The organism is Streptomyces sp. DSM 110735, from assembly GCF_016482685.1.
GTDB lineage: Bacteria > Actinomycetota > Actinomycetes > Streptomycetales > Streptomycetaceae > Streptomyces.
Genome location: NZ_JACYHF010000015.1, coordinates 130,505 through 156,127 on the forward strand (window position 1 = coordinate 130,505; position 25,623 = coordinate 156,127).

Here is a 25,623-nt window from a genome sequence, read left to right on the forward strand (position 1 = left end):
CGGGTGGGACGTGTCGTCCTGCTCGGCGCCTTTGTCGTGTGTGGGGGGTGCCTGTGTGTGTGGGGGGTGCCTGTGTGGGGCGTCGTATGTGGGCGGCGTCTATGTGGGGTGGCCATGTGTGGGGTGGGCCTGTGTGGGCCGCCCATGTGGGAGTCGGCGGCAGCCGACATGTGGGTGGGCCACATGTGGGTGGGCCACATGTCTGCCGCCCACATAGGGCGCGGCTACATATTCCCCATCGGCTCGACGTCCACATACGTGGGCGTGCCCCACACCCGGAGCACCTCGTAGTCGGTGAACTCGTGCACCAGGCGGTACGCCATCGCGGGGCGGGAGCCGCGTCGCTGCGCCGCCAGGTACGCCTCCGCCTCCGCCCGGTCCCGGCGCGGGGTGCCGCAGAGCTGCCACTCGCGGCCGTTCCACGCCTCCGGGAGCCAGCGCTGCTGCGGCTGCGGGCGCTCGGCGCGGACGCCGTAGCGGGAGGGGGACTTCGCGGGGGCGTCCGTCGGGCGGGAGGAGCCGCCGTACTCCGCGCGCTGCGCCGACCGGCGCCGGGTCTCGCACAGCAGGCACAGGTCCGGGGCGCTCGTGTCCACCGGTCCCTGCGGGTGCTCGGGGCAGCGGGTGAGCGGCGCGCCCGCCTCCAGGCTCTCCTCCAGCAGGTCCAGCGCGCGCCGCAGATCTGCCTTGACCTCGTGCAGCCGGGCGTCCGGGGTGTCGGTGGTCAGCGACTCGCCATGCTCCCCGACCAGCCGGAGGGCACGACCGAGCGCGGTGAGCTGGGCGTGATTCATGGATCCAGCTTCTCACCCGGGGCGGGCTCCCCGGGAAAACGGCCGGAGCACCGAGAATGGCGGCAGTTCCATGTGCCGAGCTTCCATGTGCCGAAGCTCCATGTGCTGAAAGCCCATGTGCCGAAACCCCATGTGACCGGAGGGTTCCCTGTGAGGATCAACCTGGCCAGCGTCTTCGTCGACGACCAGGACAAGGCCCTGCGCTTCTACACCGAAGTGCTCGGGTTCGTGCAGAAAGCCGACGTACCGGTCGGCGAGTACCGCTGGCTGACCGTCGTCTCCCCCGAGCAGCCCGACGGCACCGAGCTGATGCTGGAGCCCGACGCCCACCCCGCCGCCAAGGCGTACACCTCCGCGCTCGTCCAGGACGGCATCCCGGCGACGTCCTTCGCCGTGGACGACGTACGCGCCGAGTTCGACCGCCTGCGCGCCCGCGGGGTGCGCTTCACCCAGGAGCCGACGGAAATGGGTCCGGTCGTCATTGCCGTCCTGGACGACACGTGCGGCAACCTGATCCAGATCGCCCAGTACACGGGCGGCGCCGCGTAGCGCCGGTCCCTTCACTTGTGCTGGATGAGGCTCCCCTTCCCGCACGCCTGAGGCGCCTCCCCCAGCGGCAGCGGCGACGCCGCCTTCAACACGGGCGCCACGGCCATACCGGCCGCACACCCCGCGGTATCGGTCGCGGTCCAACGGTCACCACCGTCGCCCTTGGCAGCGGCAGCCTGCGCGGGCGCGGCCAGCGCGGCAGCGGAAACGGTGAGCACGGCAGCGGTGAGCAGGGCTTTCATCATGCCGGGGGAACGAGCGGGGACGCGTGGGTGTTACGGGGGGTCGCCCGGGAGGGGCGGGCGTCCCTGCGGGGCTTTGGACGGCTTGCCTTCCCTCACGCGGTCTCCTGTGCCGGGGGCTTGGCGCGGTCCGTCGATGTCCTGCTGCTCTGTCCGCCTGGCGCCGGTTCTCGTGGTGCCGCCTCCCGGTCGAGTGTCTCCGTCGGAAGCCGAGGCGTAAGCCGTTGCGAAGCCCGGGATCTGACCGCTCGCCCCCCTCACGCCGTCTCCCGAGCCCGCGTCGTCACCCGCTCTGTCTCCACCCCCGCACCCCGGCGGAAGCCGAACGCCCACGTTGCCGCGAAGCCCACCGCGTAGCCCGTCAGGAGGCCGCCGCCGTAGATGGCGGCGGCTACGGCGGGGCCGCGGTTGCCCGTGAGGAGGGGGAAGAGGGCCCAGCCGGAGGGGCCGATGGCGGTGGCGCCGACCTTCGTGCCGAGCATCGCGAAGAAGCCGACGAAGGCGCCGCCCGCCGCGCCGCCGACGCAGGCGGTGGCGAAGGGGCGGCCGAGGGGGAGGGAGACGCCGTAGATCAGGGGTTCGCCGACGCCGAGGAGACCGGCGGGGAGGGCGGAGCGGATCGTGGTGCGCAGGGCGGTGTCGTGGCGCAGGCGGACGTACACCGCGAGGGCGCCGCCGACCTGGCCCGCGCCCGCCATGGCGAGGAGGGGGAGGAGGACGGTGTAGCCCTGCTGCTCGATGAGCGTGGTGTGGATGGGGATCAGCGCCTGGTGGAGACCCAGCATCACCAGGGGGAGGAACAGTCCGCCGAGGAGCAGACCCGCGAAGGCGCCGGTGGTGGTGAGGAGCCAGTTCGCGCCGGTGCCGATGGCGGTGGCGACGACTCCGGCGGCGTACATCAGCCCGTACAGCGTGGCCAGGCCCGCGACGAGGACGGTCACCGTGGGGGTGACGAGGACGTCCAGCGCGCCCGGCAGGCGACCCCGGCACCACTTCTCCACCCGGGTCGCGAGCAGCGCGGCGGCCAGCGCGCCGAGGACTCCACCCTGGCCGGGGGAGAGGTGGACGCCGAACGCGGTCACCTTCTCCACCCCCGGGTAGACGACCACCGCCGCGACCGCACCGCCCAGGATCGGTGTCCCGCCGAACTCCTTCGCCGCCTGGTAACCGACGAACACCGCGATCAGCGCCATGAACCCGGAGGCGATGGCCGCCAGGGCGGGAGTAAGTCCGGGCAGCCAACCGGCGTTCACGAGAAGGCCGTTGAACCCCGCGAGAACGCCGCAGCCGATGAGGGCGGGGATCAGGGGGACGAAGACGTTCGCCACGCGGCGGAGTGCGGCGGGGCCGGTCGGCTTCGTCGGGGCGGGAGCGGCGGCGGTCGCCCGCGTCTGCTTCTCCACCGCCGCCGTCACCCCCTCCACCACCCCGGGACCCAGCACCACCTGAAGCGCCGTACCCCCCATCCCGATCACCCCCAGCACCCCGGGCAGCGCCCCCAGCGCCTCCCCGTCCACCGCCTCGGGATCGGCGACGGTGAGCCGCAGGCGCGTCAGGCAGTGGGTCACGGCGGTGACATTGGCGGGACCGCCGGTCAGGGAGAGGATCGAGGAGGCGAGGACGGAGTCGTTGCGCACATCCTGAGCGTGCGCGTCGGGGGTGCGGCACCGTGGGCACGGCACGCGTGCGGGCTGCGGAGTCCTCCGTAAGGCGGGGTCCACCAGGGCCGTCCGCGCGTCGCGCGCCCTCTCCGCCCGCCCCCTCACCCCGCCCCCAACGCCTCCCGCAACCGTCCCCCCGTCTCCTCCAGCAACCGCGCCGCCGTAGCCCCGTCCACCCCCGCCAGCAGGATCAGGATCGCGTTCTTCACCTCGCCGTTCGCCTCTTCCAGTGCCCGTTCGATCTCCGCGTCCGGCGCCCCCGTCGCCTGGGCGACGATCCGGCGGGAGCGGGCGCGGAGTTTCGCGTTGGAGGCGCGGACGTCGACCATCAGGTTTCCGTAGGTCTTGCCGAGGCGGATCATGGTGATCGTCGAGATCATGTTGAGGACGAGTTTCTGGGCGGTGCCTGCCTTCAAGCGGGTGGAGCCGGTCAGGAGTTCGGGGCCGACGACCACCTCGATCCCGTGCTCGGCGGCGGCAGCGAGAGGGCTGGCGGCGTTGCAGGACAGGCCCACCGTGAGCGCGCCGAGCGCCCCCGCGTACTCCACCGCGCCGACGGCGTACGGCGTACGACCCGAGGCGGAGACGCCGAGCACCGCGTCCTCGGGGGTGAGCTTGAGCGAGTCCAGGTCGGCGCGGGCCAGTTCGGGGGAGTCCTCCGCGCCCTCGACCGAGACGACCAGCGCTTCCGGTCCGCCCGCGATGAGGCCGACGACCTGGCCGGGGGCGGTGTTGAAGGTGGGCGGGCACTCGGAGGCGTCGAGGACGCCGAGGCGTCCGGCGGTGCCCGCGCCCGCGTAGATCAGCCGTCCGCCGCGCGCCATGCGGTCGGCCACGGCGTCGATCGCGGCGGCGATCTCCGGCAGGCGCGCGGCAACCGCCGCCGGTACGCCCGCGTCCTCGCCGTTCATCAGGCGGGCGATGTCGAGGGTGGGCAGGACGTCGATGTCGGCCAGCTCGGGGCGGAACGCCTCGGTGGTCAGCGCGGCCAGTTCGGTCTGGAGACGGGGGGAATCGGTCATCGAGGTGCGGCTCTTTCCGGTGGGTTCCCAGGTCTTCCTGTAACGCCGATGGTCCGGGCGCGGTCAGCGCGGAGCACTCCGGTGGCGGTGGGCCAGCGCCTCGTACGACGCCGCGAGGGCGGGAGCCGCGCTGTCGTACGTCCGCTGCGCCACGCCCACGAACAGACAGTCCACGACGAGGAGTTGACTCGTCCGCGAGGACATCGCGGCGGGCCGCAGCTCGCTCTCGCGCGAGGTGGAGGTGGTCAGCACGTGGTCCGCGTACTGCGTCACGGGCGAGTCCGGGCGCCCGGTGATCGCGACGGTGGTCGCGCCGCGCTCGAACGCGACCCGCAGGGGTTCGATGACGTCGCCGGTCGAGCCCGAGTGGGTGATGGCGATCGCCACGTCGCCCGCGCGCAACTGGACCGCGTTCGTCACCGCGAGGTGCGGATCGCCGGGCGCGTGGGCCAGCAGACCGATCCGCAGCAGCTTCTGGGTGAGGTCCTGGGCGACGAGACCCGAGGCGCCTATGCCGTACACGTCCGTGCGCCGGGCGCCCGCGAGCGCGGTGACGGCGGCGCCGAGCTGCACGGTGTCGAGTCCGGCGGCGGTGTCCGCGAGGGTCTGCCGCTCCTCGTAGGCGAGCTTGGCGACCACGTCGGCGAGGGAGTCGTCCACCGCGATGTCGGTCGTGATGGCGGGAGCCTGCCCGGACTCCTGCCGGGCGGCGAGTCCGGCGAGGGCGAGGCGCAGGTCGCGGTAGCCGGGGTAGCCGAGCAGGCGGGCGGTGCGGACGACGGTCGCCTCGCTGGTGCCGGTCAGCTCCGCGAGACCGGTGACCGTGAGCGCCGCGCAGCCTGCCGGATCGCTCGCGACCGCCTCCGCGACGCGGTGCATGGAGCGGGTCATGGAGGGGCCGAGCGTACGCACCTTGGCGGCGAGGGAGCCGCCCGGACTGCCGAAAGTTTCCTTCACGTCCCGGGTCACCCCTGAAAGATATTTTCGGCTCGGCGGTGGGGTCAAGAGCGCGGACAATGGGGGCATGGCAGATCCCGCAGAACCCGCAGATTCCGCAGATGCGTCGGAGCCGGTTGAGCCGGTCGAGTCGGCCGGGGCGGCTGAGGCTGGGGCGGCTGGGGAGGCGGCTGAGCTTGCCGAGCCCGGTGTGACGGGTGAGCCGCGTGAGGCGGGTGGGCTGGTCGAGCCCGCCGAGTCGCGTGGAGCCGCCGAGCCCGGCGCCTCCGCCGTGGCCGACGGCTCCGCGTCCGTCACCCCGCTGGAACAGGCACTGCACGCCGCCCGCGCCCTCGTCCTCGCCGACCTGATGGCGAGCGAGGTCGCGCAGGCAGACGTGGTCTCGCTGGTGGAGGAGTCCCTTTCCCAGCGCCGCTGGTGGGTCGAACAGTGGCCCGAGGGCGCCGACTTCCTGGCCGGGCTCGTCGCCCAGGACGTCCAGGACGCCCTGCTCGAACGGCAGGGCCGCTGGCCCCTGTGCCCCGCCTGCGGCTCGGGCGACCCGCACGCCCTGGACGTCGAACCCGAACTGGGTCCCGACCCCCACTGGGTCTGCCACGAGGCGGGCATCGACGTGGCTCCGGTCGGCCACCTGGGGCACGCCCTGGGCGGGAACACGTCGGCGTGAGGGGCGGTACGGGGACGCGTCGTACGCCGGGGGCGGGCGTGAGTGGGCGTACGCCTCGGGCGGTGCGTGATGCCGTGAGCGACCGTACGCCTCGGGCTGTGGGCGGCCCTGTGAGCGACCGTAGACCTGCCCCCGTGGGCAGCCGCGCACCCCGGCCCGTACCCGCCCCCGTCGACGGCCCCCCGTCCCGGCCCGCGGGCGACCCCCCGAGGCGCCCATGACCGTCTACATCGACCCGCCCACCTGGCCCGGACACGGACGTATGTGGTCCCACCTGGTCAGCGACGCGTCGTACGACGAACTCCACGACTTCGCCGCCCGCCTCGACCTCCCGCGCCGCGCCTTCGAGCGCGACCACTACGACGTCCCCGCCCACCGCTACGCCGACGCGGTCGCCGCGGGCGCGGTGGAGGTCCGCAGCCGCGAGGTCGTACGACTGCTGCTGGCGGCGGGGCTGCGACGGCGCAAGGGCAGCGGGTCGCGCCTGCCGTGAGGGACGGGGCGTCGGACGAGACGGACCCGCCCGGCCGCCAGGTGGACCCGTCCTGCTGTACGAGGCAGCCCCGCCCGCCGCGCCCGGCAACCCGCCCTGCTGTACGAGGCAGACCCGTCCCGCCGCATGACGCGGACCCGCTCTGCTGCAGGAGGCAGACCCGCCCGCCGCATGACGCGGACCCGCCCTGCTACGCCAGGCAAACCTGCCCTGCTGCACGAGGCGGCCCCGCCCGCCCCGCACGACGCGGACCCGCCCTGCTGTACGAGGCAGACCCGTCCCGCCGCGCCCGGCAACCCGCCCTGCTGCACGAGGCAAACCCGCCTGCCCCGCACGACGCGGACCCGCCCCGCTACGCCCGGCAGACCCGCCCGCCGCACCAGCCAGATCCGCCCCGCCGCATCAGCGAGACCCGTCCCCCTGGGCGCCCGCCGCCAAGGTCACCAGCCGCTGGATGCCGTCGAGCACGCAGGTCAGGCCGAAGGTCAGCGGGTCCTCGTCGGCGGTGTCGAAGGCGCCCTCGGTGGCGGCGCGGGTGAGCGCGGGGAAGCGGTCGGCGTGTGTGGTGAGTTGGTGGGCGGTGAGGCGGTCCCACTCCTCGTGACCCTGCTCGGTGCTGTCGAGCGCCGTCTGGGTGAGGCTGCGGACCAGGCTCATGACGAGGATGGCGGCGTCGTGGCGCCGACGGGCGGTGAGCCCGGTCGGCTCCAGGGCGGCCAGGGCGGCGTCCAGCCAGGCGACCTGGTGCGGTCCCATGGCCTGCCGTCGCAGACCGGTCGCGGTCAGGATCCAGGGGTGGGCGCGGTAGACGTCCCAGCAGGCGCGCGCCCAGGCTTCGAGCCGCGTGCGCCAGTTGCCCGGGACCCGGTCGAGGTCGGGCGGATCGCTCAGCACCGTGTCGACCATCAGGTCGACGAGGGCGGGCTTGCCGGGGACGTAGCGGTACAGCGCCATCGTGGTGAGCCCGAGCAACTCGGCGACCCGCTGCATGGAGAGCGCTTCGAGCCCTTCGGCGTCGGCGATCTCGATACCCCGGCGGGCGACTTGGACGGGGGTGAACTTCGGCTTCGGTCCCCGGCGCGGGCGGCTGTCGCCCTCGCCCCACAGCAGCGCGAGGGCGGCGCCCGGGTCCCGGTTGCTCTCCTTGTTCGCCGGCACGTTCCGGCCTCCTTCAACGGGGTTCTTCGGCAGGGGTGTTGCCCTCCGGCGCGGTAACTGTGTATAAGATACACAGCAATTAACGGTGTAGCACGTACACAGTTCGCGAGTCCAAGTGTCCCTGGAGGCTTCCATGCTCGGCACCGTTCTCACCGTCACCGCGGGCGCCGCCCTCGCCGCCCCGGTCGCCGGTCTCCTCACGCACCGCGCGATCGTCCGCTCCGGCACCGCCCGACGGCTGCGCATCGACGGCGTCAACGGCATCGACGAGCAGTCCTACGTCCGGATCGGCGGGCTCGACCACTGGGTCTCCGTCCGCGGCGAGGACCGCGACAACCCCGTCGTGGTCGAACTGCACGGCGGACCCGGCTCGTCCAACTCGATCCTGGCGGGCGTCTCCCGCGACTGGGAGCGGCACGTCACCCTGGTGCGCTGGGACATGCGCGGCACGGGCAAGACACTGCGCCGCTCCGGCGCCGACGGGCAGCGCGAGATGACGTTCGACCGGCTCGTCCAAGACGCCGTGGAGGTGGTCGAGCACGTACGGGAGCGCCTCGGCGTGCGGCGGGTGATCCTCATGGGGTGCTCGTTCGGCAGCGCGATCGCGCTGCGGGTCGCGCGCAGCCGCCCCGACCTGGTCGCGGTGTACGTCGGCACCGACCAGAAGATCTTCGACGGCGGGCGCGACACCTCCGACTACCACGCCGCGCTGGACCGACTGGAGCGGGCGGGCAAGAAGAAGGAGCTGACGGCGGTACGGGCGATGGGAGCCGACCAACGGACCTGGACCGCCGAGCAGTTCAGCCACTTCAGCCGCTTCGCCTCCGCCACCGACCCGCACACCTTCGCCGCGATGAAGTCCGTGGTGATGAAGTCGCTCTGGTACTCGCCGCTGCACTCGCTGCGCGAGATCGTCACCTTCTTCAGGAGCTTCATGGTCTCCGCGCCGGTGCTGCCGGGCACCGCCGCGCTCGACGACTGGGCGGACGGCACCCGCTTCGACGTCCCGTTCTTCGTCGTCCAGGGCGCCTGCGACCTGGTGAACACGCCCGCCCGCGCCCGCGCGTTCTTCGACGACGTCCAGGCGCCGGTCAAGGACTTCACCCTCATCGAGGACGCCGGTCACTTCGCCGTCTACCGGCGCCCCGACCTGTTCCTCGACCTCCTGCTGACCCGCGTCCTGCCCGCGCTCCCCGGCGCCCGGCAGGAGGCGTGAGGCGTCGGCCGTACCTCCGGGCGCGGTCGGCGCGGCGAACGACCGCTAGCCCGCGTGGAGATACAGCCGCAGATCCTCCGCCGTCCCGTGCCGCTCCTGCGCCTCCCGCTCCTCCTCCGGCGTCGCCGGGCGGAAACCGGCGCGGGTCAGGACACGGTGGGAGGGGGTGTTCTCCGGTTCGACGGTGGCGATGACCGTACGGACGTCGTCGCGGGTCAGCGCCCAGGCGGTGAGGGCGCGGGCGGCTTCGGTGGCGTAGCCGTGCCCGCGGGCTTCGGGGACGAGGTCGTAGCCGATCTCGACGCGCCCGTACGCGTCCGGCGGTCCGTGGAAGCCGATGCCGCCGACGGCGCGGCCGTCCTCGGCGCGGACGAGCGCGAAGACGCCGAACTCGGGGCGGAGCAACCCCGCTTCGTACGCCTTGACCAGGAAACCGGCCGCCTCGCGCGTGCCCTCGTACGGTCCGCCGCCGAGCCAGTCGAAGCCGCCGTCGCCGCCGAGGCGCAGGTCGCGGGCGGCGGCGGGGCGTACGCCGGTCAGGGTGAGGCGTTCGGTGGGGAGGGCGAGGTTGTTGCGCCAGCGCCACGCGGTGACCGGCGGGCGGCCGGGCAGCTCGCCCCTGCCGGTGGCCCACAGCAGGGTCGGCCAGGCGTCCGGACCGGGCTGGACGTGCGGGAAGAGCCAGTTCAGGACCGCGTCCGCGAGGTCGTCGGCGGGCTCGTACGGCAGACCGAGACCCTGGGCGATGTCGTAGGTGTGCAGCAGGACCTCCGCGACGCCCATCGCGGCGAAGCCCTCGCGGTCGGCGCTGCCGAAGGGGTGCGGGTGGTACGCGCGGGCGCCGGGCGGCGCGGTGGTGACGGCGGCGGCGAGCAGGGCGCCGGTCGTCTCGATCACGTGCAGCAGCCCGGCGTTGTCCGTGCCGGGGTCCAGGGTCAGCTCGAAGGGGACGTAGGCGTCGCGCGCGCCCCCGGCAAGGTTCGCGGCGTAGGCCACGAGGTCGTCCGCGACGTGCGTGGCGGTGGCGTGGCAGTCCCACTCCAGACCGCCCGCCTTCACCGCGCTCCAGTCGCGGTCCACCGCCGGGCGCAGCGCCGCCACGCATCCGGCCACGGCCTCGGTCACCCGGTCCCCGCTCATCGCTCGCATGGGGCGAACCCTAGGGCGCCGGGCGGGTCAGGGCGACAGTATTTCCAGCTCGCCGCCGAGGTTGTAGCGGGCGGTCGCCTCCCAGTGCTCCCGCCCGTAGGGGGTGTGGAACAGCCTCGGCAGACCGAGCAGTTGCCGCAGCACCGCCGAACGCCCCTCGCGGAAGGCGTCGTTGGGCACGAAGTGGTACTCGTCGCGGATCTCGGCGGTGTACGCGGCGTACGCGGACGGCGGCGCGGCGAGGATCGCCAGGTCGGCGTCGCACAGCACCTGCCCATTGCGGTCGCCCTCCGCCGGGTCGTGGTCCACGGTGAGCCGCACCAGCCGGGCCACCTCGGCGGTCTGCTCCTCGCTCAACCCCGCCTCGATCAGCGCCCGTTCGGCCAGCCGCGCCGACCGCTCCTCGTTCTCCGAGCGGTCCGGCAGATACACGGCGTCGTGGAACCAGGCGGCGAGCCGGACGAGGTCGGGATCGTCGGCGTACTCCGCGAGGAGGTCCACACGGTCGAGCACGGCGGTGAGGTGGTCGAGGGTGTGGTACTTGCGCTGGGGCTCCTGCCAGCGGGTGAGGAGGTTGTCGGCGTAGGGGGTGGGGTCGGGGGCGGTCTCGGGGGTGGTCTCAGGGGTGCCCCGGGGGGTGCGGGCTGATTCGAGGGCGCGGGTGAAGCGGGTGCGGAGGGCGTCGAGGTCGGGCATGGGGCGATTCTCTCGCGGCGGGTCGTCACCCCGGGGGAGGGGCGTTTCACACTGGGTGGCGGTGTCGAACACCCCCGGGGTCGGCGTGGTTACAGCGCGGTGTCCTTCCGACGTACCCTGAGGATTGGACTAGACCTGTGCCCGGCTCAGGGGCCATCGACGGAAGGGGTCGCATGAGTGAGCGTGCAGTCCTGGAGGTGATCGCCCTCGATGCCGAGGACGCGGTGGCCGCCCAGGCCGGAGGCGCGGACCGGCTGGAGCTGGTCACGGAGATGGCGGCCGACGGGCTCACCCCGGCGCCCGCCGTCGTCGCCGCGATCCGGGACGCCGTCGGGATCGACCTGCGCGTGATGCTGCGGCTGGCGGACGGTTTCGCGGCCGGGGACGTGGAGCACCTGGTCGAGGTGGCGGGCGAGCTGCGGGAGGCGGGCGCGGACCAGTTCGTGCTCGGTTTCCTCGACCCCGTGGGGGAGGTGGACCTCGCCGCCGTGGAACGCGTCGTCGGCGCGCTCGACGGCAGCCCGTGGACCTTCCACCGCGCCATCGACCGCGCCGCCGACCGCGACACCCTGCGCACGACCCTGTCGGGGCTGCCCGGACTCGACACCTACCTCACGGCAGGCGCCCCCGGCGGGGTCGACGACGGCATCGACACGCTGCTGACCGAAGCCGCGCACACCGGACGCCCCGGCTACGAGCCCCGCATCATGGTCGGCGGCGGACTCCGTCTCGACCACGTCCCCCGCCTGCGCGCCGCCGGCATCGACGCCTTCCACATCGGCGGCGCCGCCCGTCCGCAGGGGTGGCAGGGTCCGGTCTGCGCGGAGGCGGTGGCCCGCTGGCGGGCCGAGCTGGACGGGGAGCCGGAACGGGTCGGCACGGTCGTGAGCCGCGTCGGCAACTGATCCGCCGCTGCGCCGACTTCGGCTACTGGTCCGCCGCGTCCAGTGGCCGGAGGCACAGCACCGTCACGCCGTCCGTGCTGTACTGCGGGTCCGCCAGATAGTCGCCCGGACCGCACTTGTCGTCCGACTGGTAGAGCACGCGGTACTGCGCGGCGGAGGAGTCGCAGGGCACCACGCCGAGGTCCTGGTCGGTGACCGTGCCGTCGTTGTGGACGCACGAACCCGCCGTCAGCGGCTGCGGCTCGCCCGAGTCCGTGACCGCGCCGACGATCGCCAGCAGCGGCACGGCGAGGACGAGCAGCGCCAGCAGACCGAGCGGGATCAGCGCGATGATCCCCTGCGGGCGCCGGAACACCGGGCGCCCCGGGTCCAGCGGCGGACGCGGTCCGAACGCGACCGGCTCCGGCAGCTTCTTCACGCGGGACAGCGCGCCGAGGTTGATCAGCAGGACGACCGGCGTGATGAACGCCGACAGCGGACCCCACCACCCCGCGACCAGCGTGTTCGCCTGCATGTCCCGGAACACCGCCAGCCCGCACGGACGGCAGAACACCCCCCGCCGCCGCAGCGACCGCATGATCACGAGCATCCCCTGATGCCCCCGCACGGTCACCTGCGCGGCAGGCACCGCCCCGCACACCTGACAGGCACCCTGATCCGTCCCGTAGGGGGAGTGCGGCGCGGGGTACGGGGTCTGTCCGGGGGCGCCCTGGTAGGGGGCGGGAGGCTGGGGGTACGGGGGCGCGGTCACGTGCGCGTAGGGGTCGGGGGTGTGCGGGTGCGGCTGCCCGGGGTGCTGCGGGTACGGCGGCGTGCCGGGCTGCGGCTGATACGGGCCCGGTGCCTGCGCGTACGGCGTCGGTGCGCCCGGTGCCTGCGCGTACGGTCCCGGCGCCGGATACCCGTACGGTCCCGGTGCACCTCCCGGCCCGTTCGGATACGGCTGCGAGGCGGGGGCGGCGGGAGGCGGGGGCGCGCTCAACGGGAGTCCTTCTGCGGAGAGATGGCGTGACGGCAGTCCCGGCAACCCTATCCAGCCAGTTGGGCGGGCAGCGCGGCCGTGTGCGTCACGATCAGACCCGACACCGCACGGGTCAGGGCGACGTACAGCCGCCGCAGCCCGGTGCGTTCGTCCGGCTCGCCGTCCACCACCGCCCGCGGCTCGTCCAGGACGACGTAGTCGTACTCAAGTCCCTTGGCCAGTGAGGCAGGTACGAGGGTCAGCCGGGTCTCGCGGGTGGTCTCCTCGCCGGGCGCGAGGAAGCCGATCCCGGCCGCCGTCAGCGCCTGAGCGAGCGCGGGGACGCGGGCGTCTGCCGCGATGAGACCGGTCGAGCCCTCGTTGCGCAGCAACTCCTCGCAGGCGGCGATCACTTCGTCCGTGCCCTCGGTCGTACGCACCTCGAAGAAACCGGGGTTCTCACGCACCGAGGCGACCGGCGTGAGACCGGGTGCGATGTACGGCAGCAGCCGGGAGGCGTACGTGATCACGTCCGTCGGCACACGGAAACCTGCCGTCAGCTCCTCGATCACGCCGTCCGCCTTGCCGAGATGACCCAGCGCCTCCTCCCAACTCCGCGTCGCCCAGGGCGTGGTGCCCTGCGCGAGGTCGCCGAGGACGGTCGCGGAACCGGTGGTGCAGCGGCGCCCGACGGCGCGGTACTGCATGGGGGACAGGTCCTGCGCCTCGTCCACCACGACATGGCCGAGCGAGGACGTGCGCTGGATCAGGTCGGCCGCCTCGTCCACCAACACGGCATCGGCGGCGGACCACTTGGCGGACTTCACGCTGCGCACCGGCTTCGCCCAGAGGATCGCCTTCTGCTCGTCCTCGTCCAGGACGCCCGCCGCGTGCTCCGCGAGGAACGCCTCGTCGGTCAGCAGCCGCAGCACCAGCTTCGCCGGATCGACGGGCGGCCAGAGGGACTTGACCGCCGCCTTGACCGCGCTGTTGCGCGCGACCGCGTCCTGCACCCGGTCGTCCGGCGCCTCACCGGCGCGCTCCATCTGGACCAGCACCGTGTGCGCGATCCGTTGCGGGAGCGCCTCGCGCGCGGCGCCGTAGCGGATGTCGCGCTCCAGCAACTCACGGACGATCTCCTCCAGTTCGTACGCCGCGACCCGCCAGCGCCGCGAGCCGCGCACGACGAGCACCTGCTCGGTCGGCATCGTCACGTGCGCGTACAGCGCTCTGCGCAGCACCTCCGCGAGCCGCGCGTCCCCCTTGATCACCGCCGCGCGGGCGTCGTCGGTGCCGCGTACCTCCACGTGTGCGACCAGGTCGTCCACGGTCGCCTGCTGCACGGTCAACTCACCCAGCGCCGGGAGGACTTGCTCGATGTAGTGGAGGAAGGACCGGTTCGGTCCGATCACCAGGGTGCCGGTGCGGGCGAGGCGTTCCCGGTGGGCGTAGAGCAGATAGGCGACACGGTGCAGACCGACGGCGGTCTTTCCGGTGCCGGGTCCGCCCTGCACACAGACGGTGCCACCGAGCCCGCTGCGGACGATCTCGTCCTGCTCGGGCTGGATGGTCGCGACGATGTCGCGCATGGGACCGACGCGCGGCCGCTCGATCTCCTGCTGGAGCAGCTTGCTGGTGGCAGTCGCCTCCGCCGGGTCCGACAGATGCTCGTCCTCGTACGCGGTCAGCTCGCCGCCGGTGTAGCCGAAGCGGCGGCGCAGCGCGATGTCCATCGGGTCCTTCTTGGACGCCCGGTAGAACGGCTGCGAGACCGGGGCGCGCCAGTCGATGACCATGGGATCGCCGTCGGCGTCGTGCACATGCCGCCGCCCGATGTAGAACTGATCGCCCTCCGCGCCTTCCGTCCGCTCCACCCCCGGCGCGTGCAGATAGTCCAGCCTGCCGAAGAACAGCGGGGTGTCGCTGAGGTCGGCCAGTGCCTTGATCCGCTCCTCGATCTGGCGGGCGAGGACCGCCGCGTTGACCCAGTTCGCGGTGACGTCCTTGATGTTCAGCGACTGGGCGTCCTCGCGCATGGCACGCAGGGCGGTACGGGACGCGGCGAGGTGGGCGCGCTCGCGGGTCAGGGGGTTGGCGGGTGCGTCGTGGGCGGTCGCGGACAAGGGTGTGCCTCCGGAAGGGCCTGCTGCGTGGCTGTGACGGTGCCGTCCGGTTGCCGTCCGGACGGCGGCGCTCCGAGGTGGAGGCGGGCAAGAGCGGAGATTGTAGAGGGGGTGGTGGGGCGGGTGCCAATGGATATGGGGCTGGTCGGGGGCGGGGCTGTGCCCGGTCGGCGCGCGGGGTTCTGGCCGGTGCCGGGTTGCGGGGGAGCCGCGGTGGTGCTTCGACCCCTAGGGGGCGGAACCCCGAGGGTGGAGGGGGGATCTCCACCCGGAGGTCCAGACGGACGCCGGGAAGACCCACCCGTGAGCCGATACCACTCCGATGGCCGAAGTCTCACCATGGAGACATGAGCGCAGCAGCCATCCATCCCGTCCATTCGCTCCAGGCCCGCCCGCCGAACGGCGCCACGGCCCTCGCCGGAGCGTCCCACCGCCATCTGCTCGGCGACGCCCTGCGCGCGGTCAAGGTCTACGCGCAGGCCGCCTTCGGCGTGGTGATACTCGGGGAGTACGGCGAGGAGGCGGGCGTCCACCGCAGATGACGCCCCGCCCCTTCGAGCCCTCGGGCTCCTACCCCTCGGCCGCTTCCTCCGCCGAGGTGCCCGGCGAGTCCGCCGGAGGGTTCTTCGTGGCCGCGTCCGCGAGGATGTCGTCGGCGTCCACGATCCGGTAGGCGTACCCCTGCTCGGCGAGGAACCGCTGGCGGTGGGCGGCGAAGTCCTGGTCGATGGTGTCGCGGGCGACGACCGAGTAGAAGTGCGCCCGGTGCCCGTCCGCCTTGGGCCGCAGCACTCGGCCGAGCCGCTGTGCCTCCTCCTGGCGCGAGCCGAAGGTGCCGGACACCTGGATGGCGACCGTCGCCTCGGGCAGGTCGATGGAGAAGTTGGCGACCTTGGAGACCACGAGCACGCTGATCTCGCCCTCACGGAAGGCGTCGAAGAGCTTCTCGCGCTGGGCGTTGGAGGTCTCGCCCTTGATCACGGGCGCGTTCAGATGCTCGCCCAGCTCGTCGAGCTGGTCGATGTACTGCCCGATGACCAGGATCTGCTGCCCGGCGAACTTGCGCACGATCGCCTCGGTGACCTTCCGCTTGGTCGCGGTGGTCGCACAGAAGCGGTACTTCTCCTCGGTCTCGGCGGTGGCGTAGGCGAGCCGCTCGGAGTCCGTGAGGTTGACGCGGACCTCGACGCAGTCGGCGGGCGCGATGTAGCCCTGCGCCTCGATCTCCTTCCAGGGCGCGTCGAACCGCTTGGGCCCGATCAGGGAGAACACGTCCGACTCGCGGCCGTCCTCGCGGACCAGCGTCGCGGTCAGTCCGAGCCGCCGCCGCGCCTGGAGGTCGGCGGTGAACTTGAAGACGGGAGCGGGAAGCAGATGGACCTCGTCGTAGAGGATCAGTCCCCAGTCGCGGGAGTCGAAGAGTTCGAGGTGGGGGTAGACGCCCTTCCGCCTGGTCGTCAGCACCTGGTAGGTGGCGATGGTGACCGGTCGGATCTCCTTCTTCGTCCCGCTGTACTCACCGATCTCGTCCTCGGTGAGCGAGGTCCGCCGCACCAGCTCGTGCTTCCACTGCCGGGCGGAGACGGTGTTGGTGACGAGGATCAGCGTGGTCGACTTCGCCTGCGCCATGGCACCGGCGCCGACCAGCGTCTTTCCGGCACCGCAGGGCAGCACGACGACACCGCTGCCGCCGTGCCAGAAGTTCTCCACCGCCTGCTTCTGGTACGGCCGGAGCGCCCAGCCGTCCTCGTCCAGGTCGATGGGGTGCGCCTCGCCGTCCACGTACCCCGCGAGGTCCTCGGCCGGCCAGCCCAGCTTGAGCAGCGTCTGCTTGATCTGGCCGCGCTCGGAGGGGTGCACGGCGACCGTGTCGGGGTCGATGCGGGCGCCGACCAGCGGGGCGATCCGCTTGGACTTCAGCACCTCCTCCAGGACCGGACGGTCGGTGGTGGAGAGCACCAGCCCGTGCGCGGGGTGCTTGGTCAGGGTGAGCCTGCCGTAGCGGTCCATCGTCTCGGCGATGTCCACCAGCAGCGCGTGCGGCACCGGGTACCGGCTGAACTGCACCAGCGCGTCCACGACCTGCTCGGCGTCGTGCCCGGCGGCACGCGCGTTCCACAGGCCGAGCGGCGTGACGCGGTAGGTGTGGATGTGCTCGGGTGCCCGCTCCAGCTCGGCGAAGGGCGCGATGGAGCGACGGCAGTCGTCGGCCCGCTCGTGGTCGACTTCCAGGAGCAGGGTTTTGTCGGACTGGACGATCAGCGGACCGTTCACCTGATGACTTCCTTCCGCACGGCCAAACCTCCAGTGTGCCCGATGCGTGAAGAAAGCGGGTCAGTCCTCCGCCAGCTCGGCCACTCCCGTGATCCGGTGCAGGGCGTAGGTGCGGACCTCGTCGGCCGTGTGGTCGTAGGCGGTCACGAAGCCGCCCTCGACGCGGACGGGGGCGACGACGCGCTGGCTGGCGGCGCCCTCGGCGTTGACGTAGCCGATCCACACGGCGTCGCCGGTCAGGACGGCTGCCTGCAGGGTGGCCAGGGTGTCGGCGGGGCTGGTGCGGGGCAGCTCGCCGCCGGTGAGTTCGGTGCCGGTGCTCTTGCGCGGGGCGGTCGCGGCCAGGTCGCCCGCGCGGATCGCGCGGATCGCCGCCGTCAGCAGCGTGGCGTCGGGCGGCGGCGGACCGTCCGGCACCGGCTCGGGCGCGGTGCGCGGCGGGGTGCGGTGGGCGTCCGCGCGGGCGATCAGCACATCGCCCTCGGCGGACTCGGCGGCGGGGGCGTACCCCATCGACCGCAGCCCCTCCAGCAGCGTGGCGGGGTCGCACGGGGCGGCGAGCACGGTCGGGGCGAGGCGGCGCAGGCGCAGGGCGGCGGCGCGCTTGTCGGCCAGGATCTCGTTGAGCACGGCGTCGTCGTCGCAGCGGACGTAGGACGAGGCGGCGCCGACCCGGAGGTGGCCGTGGCGGCGGGCCACGTCGTCGATCAGATAGGCGAGCGGCTGCGGGACGGGGGTGCGGGAGTGTTCGGCGAGGAAGGCGTGCAGGTCAGCGGCGGTCTGCCCGGCGTCCAGGGCGCGGCGCACCGAGCCGGGGGTGAAGCGGTACACGGTCGCGCCGCCCTTGGACTCCACGTCCGCGAGCACCCCGAGCACGTCCGCGAGAGGGCGCCGCAGCGGGCCGGGCGCCACCGCCGTCAGGTCCGCCTGGAGCAGCACGTGGTCGAGGGGTTCGGGAAGGAGCGGGGCGAGCAGCCGGGCGGCGGCAGCGGTGGCGGTGGCCAGTTCGGCGGGGGAGAGGAGGTCGGGGGCGGTGGCGGACCCGGAGTCGTCCGCCGCGTCCACCGGTCCGAGCAGGGCGCGGCCCTGGGCGGAGAGGGCGCCCCGGCCCGTGACGCCGAGGGATTCGGACTCGGTGAGGGTCCAGCGGGCGAGCCGGGTGCGCAGGTCCTCGGTGCTGTCGCGCTGCGGTCCGCGCAGGGGGCGTTCCCAGCTCAGCCTTGCGAGCACCGCCTCGGCGGAGGGGGCGCCGCCCTCCGGGAGCCCGGCGAGCAGGGTCAGCACCCGGTGCCGTACCTCGGGCGCTGCCGAGCGGTCGAGACCCGGGCCGAGCGCGGAGAGCGTGCGGTCCTTGGCGTCCCGCCCGCCGATCAGCCCCGCCGTGCGGGTGGCCGTCAGCCAGGTCCCGGCGAGATGGGCCCAGCGCTCGGCGGGGGGCCGTTCCAGCCAGGTGTCGTAGCCGGGGGTGGGGGCGTAGCGCTCGTCGGCCTCGCCGTCGGAGGCGAGGAGACCGGCGGCATACGCCAGTTCGATCCAGAAGGCGGCGACGGGCTCGGACAGGTCCAGGGCGACGGCGGTCCGCTTGAGGTCGCGCACGCTCAGTCCGCCCGCGCGCAGGACGGCGGGACCGCCCTGGTTCCAGGACTTCAGCAGCTCCTCGACGGTGGCGAGGGCGGTGAACGCCTGTCCGGCGGCGGTGGCGTCGACGACCTGCGGGCTGTGCACGGCGGACGGTTCGACGGCGGGCGGCAGCGGTTCGGGCGCCCGGTGCGCGCGACCTCCGCGCAGATGCAGGGCGACCTCACGCGGCAGGACGACGGTGCCGGGCGCGGTCGGCAGCAGCAGCCCCCGGTCGAGCAGCCAGCGCAGATGGGCGGCCGGATCGGCGGTGACCTGGCCGTACGGCGGTCCCCACATCAGCCGGGACAGCACCTCGCGGGCGGCTTCCGGGGCGCCGTCGAGCAGCTCGGTCATCTTCTCGCGGTCGGTGAACAGGGCGGTCAGCGCGGTGACGGCGGACACCGAGTCATGGGTGGAGCGGAGCCCGGCTCTGGCGACGATCTCCTGCATCCGCCCCGGCGACATGCCCGAGGTGGCCTCCCGCACGGTCGGTCCGAGCCCGGTCGGGGAGGGGTGCTGGGCGGAGGGGGCGAGCAGTTCGCGGGCGGTGCGCACCAGCCGCAGCCGGTCGTCCTCGCCCCAGACCAGCGCCTGCTCGCGCAGGGCGGCGACGGTGCGGGGCAGCGCGGCGGCGACGGACTCGTCCCCGTCGTCCCCGGCGAGCAGCCCGAGCAGCGTGTCGTACGGCGCCGGGTCCGGGGCGACGGCCAGCGCCTGCGCGGTCTGGAGGGCGAACCGGTCCAGCCGTTCCAGGGCGCGCAGCACCGAGGCGCGGGTGCCGGCGCGGGTGGCCAACTGGGTGAGGTCGCTGGGCACGGGCGTGATGAGGTCGGGTCGGCCGCGCAGCAGCGCGGCCAGCGAGGCGTCGTCCCGCGCGCGGAGTGCCTCCGCGAGGGACCGGGGGGATGAGGGGGCCTCGGGGCTCATCTGACCCACGGTAGCGGCTGCGGTGCCGCCTGGCTGCGGCCCCCCGGCACCGTGCCCGAGCCGGTACGTCCCGGTGGGCGCCGCTCTGCGCTACCTTCCTCACGGGGTTTCACCGCCGTTGGCCCCGGAGGGGTTCCGTTGGGGATCGAGAGCGACCAGGTCGTCTACGAGTATCTGAGCCGCGTCGGAGACGTCGCGCAGCAGCGGCAGTTGCCGTCCGCGACGCGGATGCGGCTGGTGTCCGAACTGCGCAACGAGATCGACCGGCACCGGGCGAGGACGACGGTGGACTCGCCCGCCGCCGTCCGCCGCATCCTGGACCGGCTCGGCAGCCCGGACGAGGTGGTGGCATCGGCGGGCGGCGCCGGGAGTGTCCCGCAGGGTCCCGCCACGGCGGTCCCGCCCCAGCGCGACCCGGACCCGGAGCCGCCGAAGCGTCCGAAGGGGCTGAAGTCCCTGCGCGGCACGTTCCCCGGACCGCGCCCGTCCGCCCCCGAGGCACCCCCGCCCCGGCCGCAGGTCCCCTCCCCGCCCCACCTCGCGTCGGCCGACGAACTCGGCGGCTCCGTCACCCGCCCGGACTGGTGGCGCGTCGACAACAGCCCCTTCGGCGCGGCGGCGGCCGACTCCGTACCCGGCTTCGTCGGCGGCGTGGAGATCCCCGAGCTGCTGAGGCGCCCCCCGAAGGAGCCGGAACCCGAGCCCGAGCCGATCGTCGAGGACGCCGCCCTCGACCCGGAGCCCGCGCCCCGCGCCCGCTTCCTCCGCCTGCTCCCGCGCCGCCGGACCACCGGCTGGACCAATCCCCTCCTGCTGCTCGCGGCGGCAGCCCTCGTCGCCGGTGCCGTCCTCGGCAACTGGTTCGTCCTGATCCTCGGCTGGCTCATCGCCTACGGCTCCCGCCGCCTCACCCCCGCCGAGACCAAATGGGCCGTCATGGTCATCCCCGCCCTCTCCGCCGCCACCGGCGTCCTCTGGCTCTGGGGTCGCACCACCGGCCACTGGGGCACCCCCCTCCCCTCCGACCACCTGTCCACCGCCATCACGGCGACGTGGCCGTGGGTGGTGCGGGGGGCGGCGGTGGCGTCGGCGGTGTTCCTGCTGTGGCGGTCGCAGCGGCAGCGTTAGGGAGCGGCGGCGTCAGGGGGTGAGGAGGTGAGGAGGTCGCGCAGGGCGTGAGCCTTCGCCAGGTTCGGCGCGAAGGCGTCGGGATGCCGTGCGGCCAGGTTCTCGTAGATCCGCACGACACGGCCGATGGCGCTCAGCGCTTCCGGCAGACGTCCGGCGTGAGCCAGGTGGATCGACAGGTTGTTCAGCGACATGGCGAGGTCGGGCAGATAGGCGTCCGGCTGCCGTGCGGCCAGTTTCTCGCGGATCTCCGCGGCGCGGGCGCAGGCAGGCAACGCCTCCTCCCGCAGTCCCAGAATGATCAGATGACTCGCCTGGTTGTTCAGCGTTCGCGCGAGGTCGGGCAGAAAGGTGTCGGGCTGCTCCGCGGCCAGCTCCTCCAGGATCTCGGCGGCGCGCGTGATCGAGTCCAGTGCTTCCGCGTCCCGGCCCACGCGTGCCAGATCGTTCGCCTGGTTGTTCAGTGACGTGGCGAGGGCGGGCAGGAAGACGTCCGGCTGCTCCGCGGCCAGTTTCTCGCGGATGCCGATCGCGCGATTGCCCGCGATCACCGCTTCCTGCGGTCGTTCCACGGCGGACAGACGGATCGCCAGGTTGGCCAGTGACGTGGCGAGGTCGGGCAGGAAGGCGTCGGGATGCCGTGCGTCCAGCTCCTCCAGAATCTCCACGGCGCGTGCGCTGCATGAGAGCGCCTCGGCCGGTCGCCGCAGTCTGTCCAGGTGGTTCGACTGGTTGTTCAGAGAGACCGTCAAGTGGGCGAGGAACGCGTCGGGTTGCCGCGCGGCCAGCTTCTCGTGGATCTCGACGGCGCGGGTACTGGCCGTCAGGGCTTCGTCCAGTCGCCCCAGATCGGCCAGGTGGTTCGACTGGTTGCTCAGTGAGTCGGCGAGGTCGGAAAGGTAGGTCTCGGGCTGCTGCGCGGCCAGGCTCTCGCGAAGGTCGACGGCGCGGGTGATGGCGGTGAGCGCCTCGTCCAGGCGTCCCAGCTCGGACAGATGACCCGCCCGGTTGTGCAGCGATGTCGCGAGACGGGGGAGATGGGCGTCGGGCCGCATCCTGGCCAGTGCTTCGGCGATGCCCAGCGCGCGACCGCTGATGGTGAGCGCCTCCTCGCGCCGTTCGAGACCGGCCAGGTGTGTCGAGAGGGAGTTCAGCGAGGCGGCGAGAAAGGGCAGGAAGATTTCGGGCCGTTGCCCGGCGAGCTCCTCGTATGCCTTGCAGGCACGGGCGCCGGCTTTCAGGGCTTCCTTTCTCCGGCCGAGCTGTGCCAGGTGACGGGCGTGGTTGTTCAGACAGCCGGCGAGTTCGGACAGTGAGGCGTCCGGCTGCTCGGCGGTGAGGGATTCGCGGATCTCCAGGGCGCGTGTGCTGACCGCCAGGGCCTCCTCCCACCGTCCCAGCTCGGCGAGGTGGTTCGACCGGTTGGTCAGAGAGGTGGCGAGGGCGGGGAGGAACACGCCGGGCCACTCCTCGTCGAGCGCCTCCTGCATCTGTACGGCGCGGGTACTGGCGGCCAGCGCCTCTTCCCGTCGCCCCAGTCCGGCCAGACGCACCGAGTGGTTGTTCAGCATGCCGGCGAGCAGGGGCAGGTCGGGGTCCTCGCTGTCGTGGTGCCCCGTCAGGACCGTGCTGAGTTCCGCGGCCCACGCGTCGAGGGCGAGACTGGTGAGCGGCAGCCGGTCGCTGAGTTCGTGCAGCAGACGGACGTTCCGCGTGGTGCGGACGAGACGGGTCAGCGCGGTGATCAGCGGACCGGGCCGCGCGGAGCGCTGCGCGGTGAGCATGGCGACGGGGGCGAGTTTCTCCGGTGCCGCGGCGAGCGCGCCGCAGAGGACCGTGTTCACCGCTTCGTGGTGGCGCGGATGCTGAGCCGTGCGCGCCAGGACCGTGAGCGCCTGCGCCGCCTGTCTCACCGTCAGCGTCGTCAGCACGCGCGTGAACAGCGCGGGCTCGCAGCTCAGTTCGGCTCCCACGTGGTACTCGGCGAGCCGGTCGGGCTGAAGGCTGCCCCAGACCGAGTCCGTCGGCGTGGGATAGAGGTCCGCCAGCCAGGTGGCCAGGGCGCCGCGGACCGCTGCCGCGCTCTCGTCGGCCAGTCCGGGCAGTTGGGAGAGCAGGGTCCGCGCCTCGTCGCGGTCGGCCGCCGGGGCCAGACAGGACAGGGCGACGGCGAGTGCGCGGGTCTCGGGTCCGGTGCGCTCGCCGGTCAGGGCGCGTTCGGGACTGTCGGCGGTGTCGTCCCAGTACTTGTGCTCGTGGCCCAGCAGCCGTCCTTCGAGCGGGACCGTCCTGGCGTTCTCCCGGGACCGCGGGGTGTCCGGATCGAGCAGGGACAGCAGCGCCGCCATCTGGAGGGACAGCGGGTTGTCGAACTCGGCCGCGGTGAGCGGCGGCGCCGTGGTCGCGGTCCACTCCGTCGCGGGGGACAGACGGCGCAGCCGGGCGGCGAAGTCGGCGACGGCGCACGCGTAGGCGGCGGCGCGGTCCTGCCGCGTACGGTGCAGGGCGGGTACGGGCGTGACCACGGCGGTGGCCAGCGCGTGGCCGTGCGGATGCTCCGTGGCGCGGGTCCACCACTCGCCCGCCGCGCGGGCCAGGGCCACGACGCGCACCGGACGGGTGGTCCGGCCGTGGTCCACCGCCTCCAGCAGGGCGTGGAGCTGCCGGGTACGGGTCTCGGCGTAGTCGACCACCACCAGGAGGGGACGGCGCACCTGGGAGAGGGCGTCCAGCCGTACCGTCGCATCGGGCGTCAGCCGGATCGCCGTCCAGCCCCGGGCGGTCATACGCAGAGCGAGTTCGGCGGCCAGCCGGGTCTTTCCCGTGCCACCCGCGCCGGTCAGCAGGCGTACCCGCACCGGGGTCGTCTCCCAGGACCACGGGTCCGCGGACGGGGCGGTCGGCTGCGCCAGGCACCAGTCCGTCAGGTCCCCCAGCAGTTCCTCCCGGCCCATGAAGGACACCACCGCCTGCTCCGGCCGCAGCAGGTCCGCCGGGGAGCGTGGCGCCCGGGGGGTCGCGGTGCGGTCCGTGACGTGCTGCAGATCGGCCGGTTCCAGCAGGAGCGGCCGTCCCGTGTGCTCCTCGACCAGCTCCCGCACCCGTGGATCGGAGGCCAGGACATACGCCGGTACGGCTTCCAGACGGGTGTGGCCCAGACCGGGCGGATCACCGGTCACCAGTCCGGTCAGCAGCGGTGCCGTGCCGGAGCTGCCGCACCACAGGGCGGCGCCCGACATCCCGGACCACGGTGAGGCGCCGTCGTACGTCTGGGCGCCCGCGTCGCCCACCAGCACATAGCGGTCCCGGTCCCGGCCGGTCTCGGGCAGGACGCGCCCGTCGCGGTGCACCCGCGAGACCGCGTCCCCGCCCGCCTGTCCGACGACCGGATAGCCGATCGCCTGGGCGGGGCAGGGGCGCATGGTCACCAGACGTCCCCAGCGGACCGGCGGTACGGGTCCGGCGACCAGGTCCTCGGTGGCCAGCAGCAGCGCCGCGTCCCACCCCTGGGGTCCCTCCTCCAGCCGGTCCCACACCACCCGGCAGGGCACGCGACCGGTCCCGCCCTCCACCTGGACCGTGACCCGCTCGCGCTCCCCGAGGACGTGTGCCGCGGTCAGCACCAGCCGGGCGCCCAGCACGTATCCGGACCCCCGTGCGCCGCCGGAACGCACCACCGCCACCCGTGAGGTGTGCACGCCGATCCTCCCCTGGCGGTGCCGTCAGCCCCCGAACCGGGAACCCAGCGTCTCGCCCGTCGTGTCCGGCTCGTCGGTGTTCACGTGGTACGCGGTGTACGTCCCGTCCGCCCCGGTCTCCTTCGGCGTGAGCACCAGCTTCACCCGGTGCACGGAAGCGCGGGAGACGGACCCCTCCGCCCCCGCCGAGACCACCCACGCCTTCACACCGGTCCTGCCCCGACCCTCCCGGCGCATCTCCACCGAGAACTCCAGCTCGACCGGACCCACCTCGAAGCGCGGACCGGCACCGCCGCCTGCCGCCGCCGCGAACTCCGCCCGCAGGAAGTCGACCGCCTCCGCGATCCCGATCCGCTCGTCCACCCCGCGCCCTCCCCTTCGGCACCCTTGTGTACCGGAGCAGACGTACGCCCCACCCGAATAGTTCCTCTCGCGCACCCGGCACAATGGCCCGATGACTGCGCGCCCCCTTCCCGTTCTCACCGTCGGCTTCGACCTCGACATGACGCTCATCGACTCGCGGCCGGGGATCCGGGCGTGCTACCTCGCGCTGTCGGAGCGGACGGGCGTGTACGTCGACGCCGACCTCGCGGTGACGCGGCTGGGGCCGCCGCTGGCGGAGGAGCTGGTGAACTGGTTCCCCGCCGAGCAGGTACCGGCGGTGGCGGACCTGTACCGCGAGATGTACCCGGAGCACGCCGTCGCCGCGACCCCCGCCATGGCCGGAGCACGGGAGGCGATCGAGGCGGTGCGGGCTGCCGGAGGCCGCACGATGGTGGTCACCGCCAAGTACGAGCCCAACGCCAAGCTCCACCTCGCCCACCTCGGCATCGAACCGGACGTGGTCGTGGGCGACCTCTGGGCCGAACAGAAGGCGGAGGCGCTCCGCGAGTACGGCGCCCAGGTGTACGTCGGCGACCACACCGGCGACGTCCGCGGCGCCCACGCCGCCAACGCCCTCTCCGTCGCCCTGACCACCGGCCCCTGCGACCACACCGAACTCACCGCAGCGGGCGCGGACGTCGTCCTCCCGGACCTCCACGCGTTCCCCGCGTGGCTGGAGTCCTACGCGGGGACGCGGCGCGGCTGAGCCCTTTGGGGTGCGGACTGCCTCACGGCTGAGCCCCGGAACAGGGAACCCGTACTGATCCGGCGGCACACCGGGCACGCCCTCGGCGGTCTGGGTGACGTCGCGGTGAACGCCGGTCGGCGCTGTGCCTGGGTTGACTCCCATCGCCGAGTTCCCCGGGTCGCGGGACTGCCTCACGGCTGAGCCCCGGGACAGGGCACTCCGTGCTGATCGGGCTGCACCCCTGGCACGCTCCCGGCGGTCTGGGTGACCTTGCGGTGGTCGCCGGGCCCGCGCTGTGTCCAGGCCGAGTC

At 73.3% G+C, this 25,623-nt stretch carries 22 protein-coding genes; 8 read left to right on the plus strand and 14 right to left on the minus strand.

Features of this window, described 5'->3' with window-relative positions:
* Positions 1–224: 224 nt before the first annotated feature.
* Positions 225–794, minus strand: coding sequence for a hypothetical protein (locus IF655_RS22310; RefSeq protein WP_199586796.1), 570 nt, complete (start codon positions 792–794; stop codon positions 225–227).
* Between the two features lie 150 nt (positions 795–944).
* On the opposite strand from IF655_RS22310, the gene IF655_RS22315 reads away from it, so the two are divergent.
* Entirely contained in the window at positions 945–1,343 is a 399-nt protein-coding gene (locus tag IF655_RS22315; RefSeq protein WP_199586798.1) for a VOC family protein, read from the plus strand.
* An 11-nt stretch (positions 1,344–1,354) separates the two neighbouring features.
* Here IF655_RS22315 and IF655_RS22320 read toward each other — a convergent pair whose 3' ends face one another.
* The 4 genes from IF655_RS22320 to IF655_RS22335 all read right to left on the minus strand — a co-directional run bounded on the left by IF655_RS22320 (position 1,355) and on the right by IF655_RS22335 (position 5,237).
* Complete coding sequence (locus tag IF655_RS22320; RefSeq protein WP_199586800.1) at positions 1,355–1,588, minus strand: hypothetical protein; 234 nt, start codon at positions 1,586–1,588, stop codon at positions 1,355–1,357.
* A 254-nt stretch (positions 1,589–1,842) separates the two neighbouring features.
* Complete coding sequence (locus IF655_RS22325) at positions 1,843–3,222, minus strand: PTS transporter subunit EIIC (protein ID WP_199586802.1); 1,380 nt, start codon at positions 3,220–3,222, stop codon at positions 1,843–1,845.
* A gap of 125 nt (positions 3,223–3,347) precedes the next feature.
* A complete protein-coding gene (gene murQ, locus IF655_RS22330) occupies positions 3,348–4,268 on the minus strand; it encodes an N-acetylmuramic acid 6-phosphate etherase (protein ID WP_199586804.1) in 921 nt (306 codons plus the stop codon).
* 63 nt (positions 4,269–4,331) lie between these two features.
* Positions 4,332–5,237 (minus strand): MurR/RpiR family transcriptional regulator, encoded by a 906-nt coding sequence (locus IF655_RS22335; RefSeq protein WP_199586806.1) that lies wholly within the window; start codon positions 5,235–5,237, stop codon positions 4,332–4,334.
* A gap of 259 nt (positions 5,238–5,496) precedes the next feature.
* Between IF655_RS22335 and IF655_RS22340 the strand changes: the two genes are divergently transcribed.
* Together IF655_RS22340 and IF655_RS22345 are read left to right on the plus strand one after the other, a co-directional pair.
* Complete coding sequence (locus IF655_RS22340; protein ID WP_199586838.1) at positions 5,497–5,892, plus strand: hypothetical protein; 396 nt, start codon at positions 5,497–5,499, stop codon at positions 5,890–5,892.
* A 217-nt stretch (positions 5,893–6,109) separates the two neighbouring features.
* Positions 6,110–6,385 (plus strand): DUF4031 domain-containing protein, encoded by a 276-nt coding sequence (locus tag IF655_RS22345; RefSeq protein ID WP_199586808.1) that lies wholly within the window; start codon positions 6,110–6,112, stop codon positions 6,383–6,385.
* Positions 6,386–6,787: 402 nt separating this feature from the next.
* Here IF655_RS22345 and IF655_RS22350 read toward each other — a convergent pair whose 3' ends face one another.
* Positions 6,788–7,543 carry a TetR/AcrR family transcriptional regulator C-terminal domain-containing protein gene (locus tag IF655_RS22350; protein ID WP_307815013.1) on the minus strand — a complete coding sequence of 252 codons (756 nt, stop codon included), beginning with the start codon at positions 7,541–7,543 and terminating at the stop codon, positions 6,788–6,790.
* Positions 7,544–7,676: 133 nt separating this feature from the next.
* Between IF655_RS22350 and IF655_RS22355 the strand changes: the two genes are divergently transcribed.
* Positions 7,677–8,759, plus strand: coding sequence for an alpha/beta fold hydrolase (locus tag IF655_RS22355; protein ID WP_199586811.1), 1,083 nt, complete (start codon positions 7,677–7,679; stop codon positions 8,757–8,759).
* Positions 8,760–8,804: 45 nt separating this feature from the next.
* On the opposite strand, the gene IF655_RS22360 is transcribed toward IF655_RS22355, so the two are convergent.
* Positions 8,805–9,908, minus strand: a complete 1,104-nt coding sequence (locus tag IF655_RS22360) for a GNAT family N-acetyltransferase (protein ID WP_374100313.1) — start codon at positions 9,906–9,908, stop codon at positions 8,805–8,807.
* Between the two features lie 27 nt (positions 9,909–9,935).
* Positions 9,936–10,604, minus strand: coding sequence for an HD domain-containing protein (locus IF655_RS22365; protein ID WP_199586812.1), 669 nt, complete (start codon positions 10,602–10,604; stop codon positions 9,936–9,938).
* A gap of 173 nt (positions 10,605–10,777) precedes the next feature.
* On the opposite strand from IF655_RS22365, the gene IF655_RS22370 reads away from it, so the two are divergent.
* Complete coding sequence (locus IF655_RS22370; RefSeq protein WP_199586813.1) at positions 10,778–11,509, plus strand: copper homeostasis protein CutC; 732 nt, start codon at positions 10,778–10,780, stop codon at positions 11,507–11,509.
* Positions 11,510–11,531: 22 nt separating this feature from the next.
* Here the strand turns inward: IF655_RS22370 and IF655_RS22375 are convergent, their stop codons facing one another.
* Complete coding sequence (locus IF655_RS22375; protein WP_307815014.1) at positions 11,532–12,137, minus strand: hypothetical protein; 606 nt, start codon at positions 12,135–12,137, stop codon at positions 11,532–11,534.
* 401 nt (positions 12,138–12,538) lie between these two features.
* The gene (locus IF655_RS22380; protein ID WP_242488869.1) at positions 12,539–14,506 is read right to left on the minus strand and encodes a UvrD-helicase domain-containing protein; all 1,968 of its coding nucleotides are present in this window, start codon (positions 14,504–14,506) and stop codon (positions 12,539–12,541) included.
* Positions 14,507–14,940: 434 nt separating this feature from the next.
* Between IF655_RS22380 and IF655_RS22385 the strand changes: the two genes are divergently transcribed.
* Entirely contained in the window at positions 14,941–15,135 is a 195-nt protein-coding gene (locus IF655_RS22385; RefSeq protein WP_199586815.1) for a hypothetical protein, read from the plus strand.
* A gap of 28 nt (positions 15,136–15,163) precedes the next feature.
* Here the strand turns inward: IF655_RS22385 and IF655_RS22390 are convergent, their stop codons facing one another.
* A complete protein-coding gene (locus tag IF655_RS22390; RefSeq protein WP_199586816.1) occupies positions 15,164–16,867 on the minus strand; it encodes a DNA repair helicase XPB in 1,704 nt (567 codons plus the stop codon).
* A 60-nt stretch (positions 16,868–16,927) separates the two neighbouring features.
* Positions 16,928–19,414: a helicase C-terminal domain-containing protein gene (locus IF655_RS22395; RefSeq protein WP_199586818.1), complete on the minus strand. Its 2,487-nt coding sequence runs from the start codon at positions 19,412–19,414 to the stop codon at positions 16,928–16,930.
* 138 nt (positions 19,415–19,552) lie between these two features.
* On the opposite strand from IF655_RS22395, the gene IF655_RS22400 reads away from it, so the two are divergent.
* Positions 19,553–20,542, plus strand: coding sequence for a hypothetical protein (locus tag IF655_RS22400; protein ID WP_199586820.1), 990 nt, complete (start codon positions 19,553–19,555; stop codon positions 20,540–20,542).
* Here IF655_RS22400 and IF655_RS31690 read toward each other — a convergent pair.
* Together IF655_RS31690 and IF655_RS31545 are read right to left on the minus strand one after the other, a co-directional pair.
* On the minus strand, positions 20,539–24,240 hold the full coding sequence (locus IF655_RS31690; protein WP_199586822.1) for a tetratricopeptide repeat protein: 3,702 nt from the start codon (positions 24,238–24,240) through the stop codon (positions 20,539–20,541). The two genes, IF655_RS22400 and IF655_RS31690, sit on opposite strands and share 4 nt — an antisense overlap.
* A gap of 24 nt (positions 24,241–24,264) precedes the next feature.
* Positions 24,265–24,603, minus strand: a complete 339-nt coding sequence (locus IF655_RS31545) for a trypco2 family protein (RefSeq protein ID WP_199586824.1) — start codon at positions 24,601–24,603, stop codon at positions 24,265–24,267.
* Between the two features lie 91 nt (positions 24,604–24,694).
* On the opposite strand from IF655_RS31545, the gene IF655_RS22415 reads away from it, so the two are divergent.
* A complete protein-coding gene (locus IF655_RS22415) occupies positions 24,695–25,330 on the plus strand; it encodes an HAD family hydrolase (RefSeq protein ID WP_199586826.1) in 636 nt (211 codons plus the stop codon).
* Positions 25,331–25,623 lie beyond the last annotated feature (293 nt).

Bases quoted from the DNA above. Each gene is read 5' to 3' on its own strand.
- IF655_RS22310 (WP_199586796.1), bottom strand. From the start codon at position 794: ATGAATCACGCCCAGCTCACCGCGCTCGGTCGTGCCCTCCGGCTGGTC.
- IF655_RS22320 (WP_199586800.1), bottom strand. From the start codon at position 1,588: ATGATGAAAGCCCTGCTCACCGCTGCCGTGCTCACCGTTTCCGCTGCC.
- murQ (WP_199586804.1), bottom strand. From the start codon at position 4,268: ATGACCGATTCCCCCCGTCTCCAGACCGAACTGGCCGCGCTGACCACC.
- IF655_RS22345 (WP_199586808.1), top strand. From the start codon at position 6,110: ATGACCGTCTACATCGACCCGCCCACCTGGCCCGGACACGGACGTATG.
- IF655_RS22355 (WP_199586811.1), top strand. From the start codon at position 7,677: ATGCTCGGCACCGTTCTCACCGTCACCGCGGGCGCCGCCCTCGCCGCC.
- IF655_RS22360 (WP_374100313.1), bottom strand. From the start codon at position 9,908: ATGCGAGCGATGAGCGGGGACCGGGTGACCGAGGCCGTGGCCGGATGC.
- IF655_RS22365 (WP_199586812.1), bottom strand. From the start codon at position 10,604: ATGCCCGACCTCGACGCCCTCCGCACCCGCTTCACCCGCGCCCTCGAA.
- IF655_RS22370 (WP_199586813.1), top strand. From the start codon at position 10,778: ATGAGTGAGCGTGCAGTCCTGGAGGTGATCGCCCTCGATGCCGAGGAC.
- IF655_RS22380 (WP_242488869.1), bottom strand. From the start codon at position 14,506: ATGCGCGAGGACGCCCAGTCGCTGAACATCAAGGACGTCACCGCGAAC.
- IF655_RS22385 (WP_199586815.1), top strand. From the start codon at position 14,941: ATGAGCGCAGCAGCCATCCATCCCGTCCATTCGCTCCAGGCCCGCCCG.
- IF655_RS22395 (WP_199586818.1), bottom strand. From the start codon at position 19,414: ATGAGCCCCGAGGCCCCCTCATCCCCCCGGTCCCTCGCGGAGGCACTC.
- IF655_RS22415 (WP_199586826.1), top strand. From the start codon at position 24,695: ATGACTGCGCGCCCCCTTCCCGTTCTCACCGTCGGCTTCGACCTCGAC.